The sequence below is a fragment of the Pseudomonas sp. AC252 genome, assembly GCF_979258105.1.
In genome coordinates, this window is the sequence record NZ_OZ409837.1 from 5,734,394 (window position 1) to 5,748,561 (window position 14,168).

Annotated in this window: 11 protein-coding genes and 1 pseudogene; 6 read left to right on the forward strand and 6 right to left on the reverse strand. The window is 59.1% G+C overall.

Features of this window, described 5'->3' with window-relative positions:
- Positions 1–135: 135 nt before the first annotated feature.
- Positions 136–963 (forward strand): phosphonoacetaldehyde hydrolase, encoded by an 828-nt coding sequence (gene phnX / locus ACZZZ4_RS25990; RefSeq protein ID WP_463549152.1) that lies wholly within the window; start codon positions 136–138, stop codon positions 961–963.
- 82 nt (positions 964–1,045) lie between these two features.
- Here phnX and ACZZZ4_RS25995 read toward each other — a convergent pair whose 3' ends face one another.
- The gene (locus tag ACZZZ4_RS25995; protein ID WP_165368426.1) at positions 1,046–1,342 is read right to left on the reverse strand and encodes a hypothetical protein; all 297 of its coding nucleotides are present in this window, start codon (positions 1,340–1,342) and stop codon (positions 1,046–1,048) included.
- Between ACZZZ4_RS25995 and ACZZZ4_RS26000 the strand changes: the two genes are divergently transcribed.
- Positions 1,336–1,668 (forward strand): hypothetical protein, encoded by a 333-nt coding sequence (locus ACZZZ4_RS26000; RefSeq protein WP_463549153.1) that lies wholly within the window; start codon positions 1,336–1,338, stop codon positions 1,666–1,668. The genes ACZZZ4_RS25995 and ACZZZ4_RS26000 overlap by 7 nt on opposite strands.
- Before the next feature lie 345 nt (positions 1,669–2,013).
- Positions 2,014–2,562, forward strand: coding sequence for a cytochrome b (locus ACZZZ4_RS26005; RefSeq protein ID WP_129999594.1), 549 nt, complete (start codon positions 2,014–2,016; stop codon positions 2,560–2,562).
- 3 nt (positions 2,563–2,565) lie between these two features.
- Here the strand turns inward: ACZZZ4_RS26005 and ACZZZ4_RS26010 are convergent.
- A pseudogene (locus ACZZZ4_RS26010) lies at positions 2,566–3,491 on the reverse strand (1-aminocyclopropane-1-carboxylate deaminase/D-cysteine desulfhydrase).
- A gap of 125 nt (positions 3,492–3,616) precedes the next feature.
- Entirely contained in the window at positions 3,617–5,656 is a 2,040-nt protein-coding gene (locus ACZZZ4_RS26015; RefSeq protein WP_463549154.1) for a 2,4-dienoyl-CoA reductase FMN-binding domain-containing protein, read from the reverse strand.
- 207 nt (positions 5,657–5,863) lie between these two features.
- Here ACZZZ4_RS26015 and ACZZZ4_RS26020 point away from each other — a divergent pair, with 207 nt between their 5' ends.
- Both ACZZZ4_RS26020 and ACZZZ4_RS26025 read left to right on the forward strand, forming a co-directional pair.
- Positions 5,864–6,994 (forward strand): carbon-nitrogen hydrolase family protein, encoded by a 1,131-nt coding sequence (locus tag ACZZZ4_RS26020; RefSeq protein WP_129999597.1) that lies wholly within the window; start codon positions 5,864–5,866, stop codon positions 6,992–6,994.
- 3 nt (positions 6,995–6,997) lie between these two features.
- Positions 6,998–8,038 (forward strand): AraC family transcriptional regulator, encoded by a 1,041-nt coding sequence (locus tag ACZZZ4_RS26025; RefSeq protein ID WP_463549155.1) that lies wholly within the window; start codon positions 6,998–7,000, stop codon positions 8,036–8,038.
- Positions 8,039–8,427: 389 nt separating this feature from the next.
- On the opposite strand, the gene ACZZZ4_RS26030 is transcribed toward ACZZZ4_RS26025, so the two are convergent.
- Positions 8,428–9,288 carry a DUF2242 domain-containing protein gene (locus tag ACZZZ4_RS26030; RefSeq protein WP_415762033.1) on the reverse strand — a complete coding sequence of 287 codons (861 nt, stop codon included), beginning with the start codon at positions 9,286–9,288 and terminating at the stop codon, positions 8,428–8,430.
- A gap of 642 nt (positions 9,289–9,930) precedes the next feature.
- On the opposite strand from ACZZZ4_RS26030, the gene ACZZZ4_RS26035 reads away from it, so the two are divergent.
- A protein-coding gene (locus ACZZZ4_RS26035) for an IS3 family transposase (RefSeq protein ID WP_374046330.1) occupies positions 9,931–11,450 on the forward strand; the annotation gives its coding sequence in 2 pieces (ribosomal slippage) (positions 9,931–10,396 and positions 10,396–11,450; 1,521 coding nt in all).
- Positions 11,451–11,669: 219 nt separating this feature from the next.
- On the opposite strand, the gene ACZZZ4_RS26040 is transcribed toward ACZZZ4_RS26035, so the two are convergent.
- The gene (locus tag ACZZZ4_RS26040; protein WP_463549156.1) at positions 11,670–13,541 is read right to left on the reverse strand and encodes a SurA N-terminal domain-containing protein; all 1,872 of its coding nucleotides are present in this window, start codon (positions 13,539–13,541) and stop codon (positions 11,670–11,672) included.
- 227 nt (positions 13,542–13,768) lie between these two features.
- Positions 13,769–14,041 carry an HU family DNA-binding protein gene (locus tag ACZZZ4_RS26045; protein WP_003183171.1) on the reverse strand — a complete coding sequence of 91 codons (273 nt, stop codon included), beginning with the start codon at positions 14,039–14,041 and terminating at the stop codon, positions 13,769–13,771.
- Positions 14,042–14,168 lie beyond the last annotated feature (127 nt).

The window sequence follows — 14,168 nt, forward strand, 5'->3', positions numbered from 1 at the left end:
TGTGGGAGCGGGCTTGCCCGCGATAGCGGTCTGACATTCAGCATGGATGTCGACTGAAAGGGCCTCATCGCGGGCAAGCCCGCTCCCACAGGATCGCCAAATTCGAATAGTTCTTTTTCACAGGAATTGATTGCCATGAACTACACCAACCCAAACAAGCTGCAAGCCGCGATCCTCGACTGGGCCGGTACCGTGGTCGATTTCGGCTCGTTTGCGCCGACGCAGATTTTTGTAGAAGCCTTCGCCGAATTCGACGTACGGGTATCGATCGAAGAAGCCCGGGGGCCGATGGGCATGGGCAAGTGGGACCACATCCGCACCCTCTGTGATCAGCCGCAGGTGGCCGAGCGTTATCGCCAGGTGTTCGGTCGCACGCCGACCGATGACGACGTCACCGCGATTTACAACCGTTTCATGCCGTTGCAGATCGAAAAAATCGCCGAGCACTCGGCACTGATTCCCGGCGCGCTGGACGCCATCGCCCAACTGCGCGAGCAAGGGATCAAGATCGGTTCCTGCTCCGGGTACCCGAAAGCGGTGATGGACAAAGTCGTCGAACTCGCCGCCAGCAACGGCTACGTCGCCGACCACGTGGTCGCCACCGACGAAGTGCCAAACGGTCGTCCATGGCCGGCGCAAGCGTTGGCCAACGTGATCGCTCTGGGTATCGACGATGTTGCAGCGTGCGTGAAGATCGACGACACCGTGCCGGGCATTCTCGAAGGTCGCCGGGCCGGCATGTGGACGGTTGCGCTGATTTGCTCGGGCAACGCGTTGGGTCTGGACTATGAAGGTTTCCGCGCGTTGGGCAGCGACGAACTGGCCAGCGAACGCCAGCGCATCCACGCGCTGTTTGAAAGTTCGCGCCCGCATTACATGATCGACACTATCAGCGATTTGCCGCAAGTGATCGCCGACATCAACAAGCGTCTGGCCAACGGGCAGATGCCGCAGAACGCCTGAGCCTGTTTAAAAGAAAACACCGCTGCTCGAAATTGCCAGCGGTGTTTTTACATATTACAAATACAAACTAAGGTTTTGAAAGTTACTCCGTAACAAGGTTACCTTCCGCATCATAAACCAGACCCTCTGGGGTTTTAACGCGGCCATCAGGCAACCGTTCGGTACCGTCTTCCCAGACAATACGCCCATCCGGATATTCGATTGTATTGTCCGCCCAAATAATCAGCCCGCTTGGGTGTTCAACCCGGCCATCTTCATGCTGGATGATTCCTTCGGGTAGCGAAGTCGAACCGTCAGTATCGGCGGTTGCTCTGGCGGCCTGGATCAATGCGATCAACGCCACCGGGTCGATATTGATGTTGATTGTCGGCCATGGCACAGGCGGTCGCTTCGATTCGGTTGGCGCCGTCGGTGCAACCGGGGCGGTCGGTGCTACTGGTTTGGGCGGCACAACCGGCTTGGTCGGTGCCTCTGGCCTCGGCGGCACAACCGGTTTGGTGGGTGCCACTGGCCTGGTCGGGACAACCGGTTTGGTCGGTGCCACTGGCCTGGTCGGCACAACCGGCTTGGTCGGTGCCACTGGCCTGGTCGGCACAACTGGCTTGGTCGGTGCCACTGGCCTGGTCGGCACAACTGGCTTGGTCGGTGCAACCGGCTTTGTTGGCGCAACCGGTTTGGCAGGAACTACCGGCTTCGGCTGGGTGATAGACGGACGAGGTTTGGGGATCGGACTTTTCATATTAATACTCTGATTAACAAATTAGCATTCATCTTTAATAACAAGCTAAAGACCCGGACCAACAGTAATCGCGAACAACAACACACTCAAACCAAAATAAAGCACAAGATATAAACAACATGAAGTTACGCTACAGCAAAATAAACAGAAGAATGACTTTAAAGTAATCAGTCAATTCACTCCGCACTCTTTGCACTTTTTTCATTGCAAAAAAAACAGCGAGCGCTGCGGGCAAAAACATCTCGACAGGTTTACAGTGAAAGCAGTGCCGTGATGACGGCCATTGCATTCCGATCCAGAGGAAAAATCTCATGCCGTGGACAAGCTCAGAATCGCGTTACAGCACTGTTTCGGTTCTGCTGCACTGGCTGATGCTGGTGCTGTTGGTGCTGGTTTACGCCAGCATGGAACTGCGCGGTTTCTTCCCCAAAGGCAGCGGCGGCCGCGCGTTGATCCGCGAAATGCACTATCTGCTCGGCCTTACTGTGTTCGTACTGGTGTGGTTTCGCTTGCTCGCGCGCAGCCTCGGCCCTGCGCCGAAAATCTTCCCCGCATCCCCCGCCTGGCAGACCTTGGCGGCGCGGCTGATGCATTGGGCGTTGTACCTGTTCATGCTGTGCATGCCGATATTGGGCTGGCTGATCACCAGCGCCGAGGGCCATCAGGTCATGTTCTATGGCTTCGATTTGCCGCTGTTGGTAGGTGAAGACAAGGCCTTCGCCAAACAAGTCGAAGGCTGGCATGTGCTGATCGCCACGATTGGCTATTGGCTGATCGGCTTGCATGCGCTGGCGGGTATTTATCACCATTACGTGGTGCGCGATAACACGCTGTTGCGGATGATGCCCAAGCGCGGCTGAGCGTCAGGGCGTTGCGGCAAATCCGCGCCGCCCTTGCAGGCCGCCCGTGTGAACGAAAACCACTCGAGTGCCAGCAGCGAATCCGCCTGACTCGACAAGCTGCTTGAGCGCCAGCAAGGCCTTGCCGGTGTACAACGGTTCCAAAGGGACGCCACTGACCTGCTCGGTCTGTTCGATGAACGTCAGCAACGCCTGGTCAACCTTGGCGAAGCCACCTCGGCTGGCGTCGATCAGTCGATAGCTCGCCACGGGCGCGGTGGCATGTCCAAGGATCGACTCGATGTTCGGCCCCACGCCGTGATCATCCGGCACCGCCAGTGCGCCATACAGTGAGCGCTTGCCACTGTCAGCCAGCGCCAGCCCGGCCAGTGTCGTGCCGGTGCCACAGGCCAGCCACCAGGCGTCAAAATCATCCCAGCCCAGCTTGGCCAATTGTTCGTCGACCTGCTGCATGATCGCAGCGCAACCCAGCGCGCCGGCCAATCCACCACCGCCCTCTGGCACCGCATGCAACGTCGGATATCGCTCCTGCCACGGCGTCCAGAATCCCGCCTCGTGCCGCGCGCGATAGCCGGCATAACCCAGCCAGTGCAACTGCATGCCGAACGCGTGCAGATCCTCCACCGTCGACGTGTCCTGCGGATGCCCGCGCAGCAGCCCCACGGTTTTGAACCCCAGCCGCTTGCCTGCCGCCGCCAGCGCGTGCAGGTGATTGGAATGTGCACCGCCGAGACTGATGATGCCTTCGGCGCCGGCGCGCTCGGCGGTTTTGAGATGTTCGACGAGTTTGAACCACTTGTTGCCGCTGATCAGCGGGTCGATCTGGTCCAGGCGCAGGATCGCGACTTCGACGCCGGCACTTTCCAGCCAATCAAGACGGAGCGGTTGGAGGGGGCCTGGGGTAGCCAGTTGGCGGGAGGCAAAAGCATGGGCACTGTGCAATCTGGAAAAGACCACATACTAGTAGGAGCTGCCGCAGGCTGCGATCTTTTGATCTTGCTGTTGAAATCAGGATCAACAGATCGCAGCCTGCGGCAGCTCCTGCAGAATGTGCTTACAACTCAGCTGCCAGGCGCGACCCCTGGTTGATCGCGCGCTTGGCATCGAGCTCCGCCGCAACATCCGCGCCGCCGATCAAGTGCACGTTCTGCCCGGCTTCGACCAAGCCATCGTGCAACTCACGCAGCGGATCCTGCCCGGCGCAAATCACGATGTTGTCCACCGCCAGCAGCTGCGGCTCGCCAGTTTCGCCGATGCGGATATGCAAGCCCTGGTCATCGATGCTCAGGTATTCGACGCTATTCAGCATCTGCACCTGCTTGTTCTTCAGACCGGTGCGGTGAATCCAGCCGGTGGTTTTGCCCAGACCGTCGCCGACCTTGGTTTTCTTGCGCTGCAGCAGAAACACCTCACGGGCCGGTGCATGCGGTGCCGCCTGGATACCGGCCACACCACCCCGCGCTTCCAGCTGCGTGTCGATGCCCCACTCTTTCCAGAACGCTGCGCGATCCAGACTGGTGGCTACACCTTGATGAACGAGGAATTCCGAGACATCGAAACCGATCCCGCCTGCACCGATCACCGCGACGCGCTTGCCGACCGGTTTGCGCTCGAGAATCACGTCCAGATAACTCAGCACCTTGGCATTCTCGACGCCGGGAATCGCCGGCACGCGCGGGGCGATACCAGTGGCGAGGATGATTTCGTCGTAGCCGCCCTCAACCAGTTTCGCCACATCGACGCGGGTGTTCAGGCATACCTCGACATTCGTCGTTTGCAGCTTGCGGTTGAAGTAGCGCAGGGTTTCGAAAAACTCTTCCTTGCCCGGCACGCGCTTGGCAATGTTGAACTGGCCGCCGATCTCGCTGGCCGAATCGAACAGCGTCACCTGATGACCGCGCTCGGCGGCCACGGTGGCGGCGGACAACCCGGCAGGGCCGGCACCGACCACGGCGATTTTCTTGATCTGCTGCACCGGCAGGTAATTGAGTTCGGTTTCGTGGCAGGCACGCGGGTTGACCAGGCAACTGGTCAGCTTGCCGCCAAAGGTGTGGTCGAGGCACGCCTGGTTGCAGCCGATGCAGGTGTTGATTTCGTCGGCACGGCCTGCGGCGGCCTTGTTGACGAAGTCCGGATCGGCGAGGAATGGTCGGGCCATGGAGACCATGTCGGCATCGCCTTCGGCAAGAATCTGCTCGGCAATTTCCGGGGTATTGATGCGGTTGGTGGTGATCAGCGGAATACTCACCGAACCACGCAACTTGGCCGTGACCTTACTGAACGCTGCACGCGGAACCTTGGTGGCGATGGTCGGGATCCGCGCTTCGTGCCAGCCGATACCGGTGTTGATGATGGTCGCGCCAGCCTGTTCGATGGCCTTGGCCAGCGTGACGATTTCGTCCCAGGTGCTGCCACCTTCGACCAGGTCGAGCATCGACAGGCGGAAGATGATGATGAAATTCGGCCCGACCGCTTCGCGGACGCGGCGAACGATTTCCACCGGCAGGCGCATGCGGTTTTCGTAACTGCCGCCCCAGCGGTCGGTGCGGTGGTTGGTGTGGGCGGCGAGGAACTGGTTAATGAAATAACCTTCCGAACCCATGATCTCGACGCCGTCGTATTCGGCGGACTGCGCCAGCACCGAGCAGGTGACGAAATCACTGATCTGCTTTTCAATGCCCTCTTCATCCAGCTCTTTGGGCTTGAACGGGTTGATCGGCGCCTGAATCGCGCTCGGTGCTACCTGTTTCGGGCTGTAGGCGTAACGCCCGGCGTGGAGAATCTGCATGCAGATCTTGCCGCCCGCCTCATGCACCGCGCGCGTGACGATGCGGTGCTTGAGCGCCTCTTCTTCAGTGGTGAGCTTGGCCGCACCGGAATACACGCCGCCCTCGTCATTCGGGCCAATACCGCCGGTCACCATCAGGCCGACACCGCCACGGGCACGTTCGGCGAAGTACGCCGCCATGCGTTCGAAGCCACCCGGCTTTTCTTCCAGGCCCGTGTGCATTGAGCCCATCAGGGTGCGGTTGCGCAGCGTGGTGAATCCCAGGTCCAGCGGGGCCAGCAAATGCGGGTAATGAGCGGCGGTCATCGGTAACTCCACAACGAGCGATCACGGAAAATTGCGGGAGCTCTGCGTCCCCCGTCAGTCATGTTCGACAGACTAAGAGTCGTACCGCTGTCACTCAATGACCGTAACTGACAAGTTATTGATCCAAATGCGCAGCGCCCCTTGGCAATCCGGGCCATGGGCCCTACCCTAGGCGCCACACTCTGTACCCGGCTGTTGTTGGTTTTCATGCGCAAACTTCTGTATCTGTTTTTCTCCATGGCCCTCGTTGCCGCCCTGACCACCTACGCCATGTGGGCGGCAGACCGTCCGGCGGGGCATTACCTGTCGGACCTGCGCATCAAGCTCGCCGTCGATCACGGCACGCCCGGCGACCGTGGCAACCTGCTCGGCATTCAGCCCGAACTGTTCCCCACCGATTACCAAAGCTCCGCACGCCTGCACCGCAAACTCGCGGCATACCTGCAGCAGGCCCGCGATCAAGGCTTGCTCAACGAAAAAACCGTGGTGGTTTTGCCCGAGCACGTCGGTACGTGGCTGATGATCAGCGGCGAGAAAGACGAGCTCTATCAGGCACCGACGCTGGCTGAGGCGATGAACTGGCTGGCGGCGAGCAATCCGCTGCTGTTCGCCCGCGCGTGGCTGCGGGCCAAGGGCGAGCAACGCCTGGACGATGCTTATCTGCGGATGAAATCGAAAGCCATGGCCAAGGATTATCAGGCGCTGTTCGGCGGTCTGGCCAAGGAGTTTCAGGTCACCCTGGTCGCCGGCTCCATTGTGCTGCCAGAGCCAAGTATCCGTGATGGCCAGCTCAAGCCTGGCAGCGGCGCGCTGTTCAACAGCAGCGTGGTATTCGGCCGCGACGGTTTGCCGCTGGGGCAGCCGCAACGCCAGATGCACCCGATCTTTGATCAGCAGGGTGTGATTGAGGCCGAAAACAAGCACGCCATTCAGGTCGTCGACACCCCGGCCGGACGCCTCGGCATCCTGATCGGCAGTGACAGCTGGTATCCCTCCAACTACCGCACACTCGATGACCAAGGCGCGCAACTGGTGGCCGTACCGGCGCAGGTTATTGGCCAAGGCGCGTGGGACAAGCCATGGCGCGGTTACAAAGGTTCGAGCACGCCGGGGTCAGTCAGCCTCAAGCCCGGCGACCTCAGTGAAGGACAGGCCTGGCATCGACTGACCCTTACCGCACAACCACCGAGCAGCCGCGCGGTTGCCGGCGTCAGTGTGTTCATGCGCGGGCAATTCTGGGACAAGCCGAGCACCGGCAGAAGCTTCCTCAGCAGCAACGGTCAGCAGTTCGCCGATGGCGAGGCCCGTGGTGCGCGCTTGCTGAACGTCTGGCTGTAATCCATGAAGCCGCAGCCGATGCGCCTCGGGGATCTGTCGGTGGGTTTCGTCCACAGTCTGGCCGATGCCGTGCGCAGCCACGACGTCGATCCGCTGCCTCTGCTTGAGCAATACGGCCTCGATACCGCGCGGCTGGCCGAGGCCGGGGCACGCTTATCGATCCCGCGTTACATGCGCTTGGGCCATGCGGCGATTCAACTCACCGGCGATCCCGCTCTGGGCCTGCGCATGGGCCGCATGATCCGCTTGAATCAGGCTGGGCTGGCCGGCATCACCGCCGCGCAAGCACCCACCGTGCGCGAAGCGGCCCGTTGCCTGACGCGTTTCGAACCGCTCTACGGCTCGAACTACCGAGGGCAATCCACTTTCCATGAAGACGCCAGCGGCGCCTGGCTGCGCTTCTACTCGATCAGCCCGTACAACGCTTATAACCGCTTCGTGGTCGACTCGATCCTCGCCGGCTGGCTGCATCAGTTGTCGAGCCTGTGCGGCGAAACGTTGCGCGCCGAGCGGATCGAAATCGAATTCGAAGCGCCGGATTATCGCGACGCCTACGCCGCGCTCGGCGACTGCCCGATCCAGTTCCGCGCCGAGCACAACCAACTGCGCCTGAGCCTGAGCAGTCTCGCCCTGCGCAACCCTGAACATTGTCCGGGCACTTGGCGGCATCTGCTGCAACTCTGTGAGCGAGAGCTGGAACAAATGACCCGCACCCGCAGCCTGCGCGAGCGCATCACTCAACTGCTCGGCCCGCTGCTCAATGGAGGCCGCGAACCGGATCTTGAAGAAGTCGCGGCACGCCTGAAACTGCCGACATGGACCTTGCGACGCAAACTCGCCGAGGAAGGCACGCAGTTCCGCGCAATCCTCAATGACACTCGCCGGGACCTGGCGATGACTTACATCCGCGACACCGAATTGGCGTTCGGTGAGATCGCCTATCTACTGGGCTTTGCCTCAGCAGAAGCCTTCCAGCGCGCTTTCAAGCGCTGGAGCGGGCAGACGCCCGGCGAATCTCGACGAAATTACCGCTCGGGAGCCTGACGCTCAGAGCTCCGTGGCGTCGTCAGCCGGCTCTGGCTGATCCAGCTCATAAGCCTGGTATTCGAGCAGTTCTTCCTGATACTCATCCATCGTATAAATCCCCCAAACCGCTCGCTATGAAAATGGCCTGATCAATCGACCTGTGCCCCGAGCATAAAGTGCCCGTGTGAAGGAAAAGTGAAACGCCGCCTTCATGAATAAAACGTAGCAGGTGGTTGGGGATTTATCGCGGCGCTGATGTCGCAGGTATGTAACCAGATCTTATGCCCACCCGAAAACCACTGTGGGAGCGAGCCTGCTCGCGAAGGCGGTGTGTCAGTCTGATCATCTGTCGACTGACACTTCGCATTCGCGAGCAGGCTCGCTCCCACAGGGTTTCGCTGAGTTTTTTATTGGCCCGACGCAGGCATCGCCGGAATCGGCTCGGACGGTGGCGGAATATCCGGGTTGGTCGGTGGCGTGATGGTTTCGCTGGCCGGCGCTGGCTCTTCTGCGGGCGCAGGCGCTGGCGTGATCGGCGCCGACTCCGCGGGTGGCACGACCGGCTCGGAACTCACTGGCGCGGTGTCGACAGGCGCCGGTGCAGGCTCGGCAGCTGGCGCAGGAGCCGGTTCCGCCGCAGGTGTCGGCACCAGTGGCGCAGCAGCCGGAGCAGGCGTCACCTTCGGCTCAGGCACACCGAGGTCGGTTTTCGGTTTTTCTTCGATGTGTGCAGCCTTCTTCGCATCGGCGGGCAGGAACTGCTCCACCAGTGTGAAGAACCGCTCGTAGAACTTCTGCGCAGTGACGGTCTCACTGGCGACCTTGACCATCGAATCATCCGAGGAGCCGATCGGCATCGACACCGAGCCCAGTACACCAACCCCGAGGCTGGCCGAATTGTTGGTCTTCTTCAGCGCATAACGGTCCTGGAGGGCGTTGGCGAACACCGTCGCGTGATGCCCGGCGCTGCCATCTTCGGCACAGACCACGTTGAAGCTGATCTCGAGATGGGTCTCGCCGGTCTGCTGGAAGCTCTTGTGACCGCTGACCAGTTTCGGATCACTGCTGGTAATGATGTAGCCCTGACTGAGCAACGCGCGACGGGCCGCTTCGCAGCTGGCGGTATCAGTCACCGGGTAATTGCGCGAAAAGGTGCCGGAGTCATCGAAGTTCTCATGCTCATAGATCGGCTTGTCCTTCGAACAACCGGCCACCGCAGTCAACAAAAGCGCCAGCCCGACAACACGCATGGGAGTGGAAATCAACATTGAACATCCTGAGGGAAAACAGTCCGGGGCGTATTGTGCAACAGATCGCCGCCCCATGGCGCATGGAATAGTGTCAAGAATCGGTTACAACTTTACCGGTCCTCGCCGGATGGAAAAAGCCGCGCCGACAAATGATCGATTGGCACGCGCAATTTCCCCGTCGCCTGTCGACTCGACGGCCACAACACCCTAACCGCCCGACCTGTTCTAAACCGCCAAGGGACGTAGTCCATCCAAGAATCAGGTCGGCTGTCAGGCCGCCTTCGCGAGCAGGCTCGCTCCCACAAAAGCAAAGCAGCGCAGCTGCCCGCGGCGAAGCCGCCCCACTCAACAATGAGCGCAAGCTCGAGTGCTCTTGATCTTGATCCACCGGCGACGTCGGAAGGCTGAGTGGAGGGATTGATCCGGGCGTGGGAGCGCAGCGACCGTCTGGCGCAGCCAGACACAGCGGAAGGAGGTGCAGCGAAGCAAACCGTAGCCGCTGCGCCCGGATCAGTCCCGGAGCGAAGGAACCCGAGCCTGCGAGGGCCGAACGCAGAAGCTAGCGTTTTTTGCTTACTTTTTTAGGCGCTCCCCCGTGTCAGCCTACCTGTCACCTCTGTTGATTGACTCACCCATTCATGGGGGCGAAGGTGTCTAGCAATGCCGAAGCGTTATGACGATGACTTCAGAGACTGGGCTGTTCTTCAAATGATGCCGCCCTTAAACCGTTCCGTAGCAGAGCTCGCCGTTGCAATCGGCGTCACCCCACAGTCACTGCGAAACTGGAGGCAAATGGCTAGAGATAAAGGATTGATTGTTCCTGGGAATAATAAAACCAGCAATCAGTGGTCCAGCGCCGACAAATTCAACGCCGTTCTGGAAACCGCGCCGTTGAGCGAGGTAGAGCTTTCACAATATTGCCGAATCAAGGGCATTTATCCTGAGCAGATTCAGCAATGGCGCCAAGCTTGCCAGAATGCCAACACTGCGATGGAGCCTCAGCCCAACAAAAAACCGACCACCGAGCAAATACGGATAAAGGAGCTGGAGCGACAACTGCTTCGATCCGATGCTGATTGCAAGGAGGCGGTCGCTTTACTGGAACTCAGAAAAAAAGCCAATGCGATCTGGGGCAAGGACAAGGAAGGCTGATCAGCGCCCCTGATCGTGTGCAGGCTTTGGGCCTGATCGCTGAGGCAGTAGCAAGTGGTGCTCGTCGGTTTCGTGCATGCAAAGAGATCGGGCTGTGTTTGCGGACGGTTCAGCGTTGGCGACACTGCGAAGCCGACAAGCGCCAGATCATCAAGCGCGAAGCACCGTCCAACAAACTCAGCGTCGCAGAGCGTCAGGCTGTTTTGGATGCTGCTAATCAACCTGGCTACGCGAGTCTGACACCGCACCAGATTGTCCCGAAGTTAGCTGACGAAGGTATCTATCTGGCATCGGAATCAACATTCTATCGGGTGCTGAAAGAGGCAAATCAGAATAGCCGTCGAGGCCGAGCCAAAGCTCCGAAGCGCCGAGCTTTGACCACACATTGTGCTGATGCCCCAAATCGAGTTTGGTGTTGGGATATCACGTGGTTACCCACCACCGTTAAAGGTCGCTTTTACTACTGGTACATGGTCAAAGACATCTATAGCCGCAAATTAGTGACCAACGAAGTACACGAATCCGAACGCGCAGAACATGCATGCGTACTGCTTGAAAAAGGATGCTTACGAGAGCGTACGGCGGGTCGTCCGCTGGTACTGCACTCGGACAACGGTCACGTAATGAGAGGCTCGCTTCTTCGAGAAAGCATGATTGCATTGGGCGTCGAACCGTCGTTCAGCCGACCCCGAGTAAGCAATGACAACGCCTATGCCGAAGCGCTTTTTCGTACGGCTAAGTATTGCCCGCTGTGGCCCGAGCGGCCCTTCGACAACCTCACGGAAGCACGACTCTGGGTGCAGAAATTCGTTGAGTGGTACAACGACGAGCATCGTCATAGCGCCTTGAAATACGTGACGCCCAATGAGCGTCACGAAGGCAAGGCACCTGCGTTACTGCAGGCACGGGAGAATCTTTACAAGGCAGCCAAAGCAACTAACCCTAGCCGTTGGAGCGGCGAAGTACGTAATTGGAAACTCGCAAACGCTGTTTACCTGAATCCAGAGCGCCCTGAAACAAGGGCGTAATAGACTCCTAAAACAGCCGTGAAGCGACAGATACGTTGACACGCACCGCGCTTGTAAAAAAGTAAGTCGCCGTAAGGGCGAAACCGCCAGCAGCCGCTACCGAAGCAACGGATATTCACCCAACCCCACAAGAGCCTGGCCGGCCCAAAGGCCGCCACGCCCAAAAACAAAAAAGCCCCGACCATCAGGCCGGGGCTCCTTCAAACGCCAGTCAAAAGATCAGAACCGCTCGATCTTCGCCTCAGCTTCCAACTGCTTGCGATACGCCGCAAAGTCCTGCTGCCCTTCACGGGAGGCGAGGAAACGACGATATTGCGCCTTCTCTTCATCCGTCGGTGCAGCCGCTTCATTGACGCCATTCAGACGCACGATCATCAGACTGCCATCCGGCAACGTAACGCTGGAAAACGTCGGTTTGTCTTTGGCAGCAGGTTTCGGCATACGGAACAACGCCTGCAGCACAGCCGGATCAACCCCTTCCTGACCACGAGTAGCCGCTTCGGTGGTTTTCCAGTTCTGACCATCAACCGCCTTGTCCAGCGGCGCCTTGCCGTCACGCAGATCGACGATCAGCTTCTCGGCACGGGTCTTGGCCTCGGCACTGGCATGTTCCTTGGTCAGCTGAGTACGGATCGCCGCATTCACGCTTTCCAGCGGCAGTTGCGCAGGCTTCAGGTGCTCCTTGGAACGCAGCACGATCACGGTTTCCGGATCCAGCTCGATGGCGGTGCTGTTGGCACCCTCATCAATGACTTCCGGGCTGAATGCAGCAGTGACCACGGCACGGTTGGCGGCAACACCTTCGCCACCCTCACGGCCGAACGGCTTGGACGTGTGCACGGTCAATTTCAGGTCCGCTGCTGGCTGTGCCAGGTCAGAGGCTTCGAACGCCGAGTCTTCCAACTGCTTGGTCGCCTCAACAAAACGCTGCTCGACCTGAGCGGCTTTCAGCTCGCGGGTCAGCTTGTCTTTCAGGCTGGCCAGGGTCGGTACTTCAGGCGCTTCCACGCCCAACAGCTTGATCAGGTGATAACCGAAGTCGGTACGAATCGGCTCGGACACCTGCTCTTTCGACAAGGCGTACAGCGCTTTTTCGAAAGCCGGGTCGTAAACGCCAGGACCGGCATAACCCAGGTCACCACCATTGTTGGCGGAACCCGGATCCTGCGAGAAATCTTTGGCCAGCGCTTCGAATTTCTCGCCCTTGGCCAGACGCGCCTGGACTTCTTCGATCTTCGCCTTGGCCTGCGCTTCGCTGGTCTTGTCGTTCACTTCGATGAGGATGTGCGCGGCACGACGCTGTTCCGACAGGTTGGCGATCTCTTTCTGATACGCCGCCTGCAGGTCTTCATCCTTGACCGCGACCTGATCGAAGAACGACGATTTCTTGAGCTCGACGTAATCGATGATCACCTGATCCGGCGTCATGAATTCCTTGGCGTGCTCGTCGTAGTAAGCCTTGACCTCGTCATCGGTCAGCTTGACCGCAGCCGGGTCGGCCTTGACGTTCAGAGTGGCGAAATCACGGGTCTGTTTTTCCAGACGGGCGAATGCCAGCACTTCGGCGTCGGTGACGAAACCGCTGCCTGCAACACCGGCGCGCAACTGGCCGATCAGCATTTCCTGAGCCAGCATCTGGCGGAACTGCATGCGGCTGTAACCCAGTTGACGGATCACCTGGTCGAAACGCTCGGAGCTGAACTTGCCGTCAACCTGGAATTCAGGCGTTTGCAGAATCACCTGATCCAGCGCGGCTTCGGAGAAAGAGAATTTCGCCTGTTCGGCGCCTTGCAGCAGCAACTTGCGGTCGATCAGGCCTTTGAGAGCCGATTCGCGCAGCATTTTTTCGTCGAGCAAGGAAGCATCGAAGTCCTTGCCCAGCTGTTGCATCAGCTGACGGCGTTGCATGTCAACGGCCTGGCTCAGCTCGTTCTGGCTGATTTCGTCACCGTTGACCTTGGCCGCCTCGTTCTTGTGAGTCGTGGCCTGGAAAATGGCATCGAAACCGGTCAGAGCCATCAGTGCAACGATGACTCCGATAATTGTCTTGGCAATCCAGCCTTGTGAATTGTCCCTGATATTCTGCAGCATGCGTCCCCCAGAAACGGTTGAACTTCAATTTAGGCAACCGTGGAGCGTGGGTAGAATCCGGATAGAAGAAAGGCGCATCCGAGGATGCGCCTTCTCGTAACTGGCGGAGCGGACAGGGCTCGAACCCTCGATCCCGGCGTTACAGGTGCCTGTTCCAGCCACCTGCTCTACCGCTCCGCTGCCAAGTCAGGCTTGACCCCGACCCGGATGGGTAAAAACCTGAAAACTCAGTTAACAGCTTCTTTCAGTGCTTTACCGGCTTTGAAACCTGGCTTCTTGGCAGCCGGGATTTCCAGAGTCTTGCCGGTTTGAGGGTTACGACCGGTACGAGCCGGACGATCAGTCACGGAGAAAGTACCGAAACCAACCAGAACAACGGAGTCGCCAGCCTTCAGAGCGCCAGTGACGGATTCGATTACAGCGTCCAGCGCACGGCCAGCAGCAGCTTTCGGGATATCAGCGGATGCAGCGATAGCATCAATCAGTTCCGACTTGTTCACTCTAAGTCCCCTTATATCTATTTTGAGATGTTTCTAAGTTTTTTGGTGAAAGCAAAAACGAGTGCTGAATGGCCTACAGACACTTAAGAGCCGCTTTATAACAAGGGCTCTAAAATGCTGTCAAGGA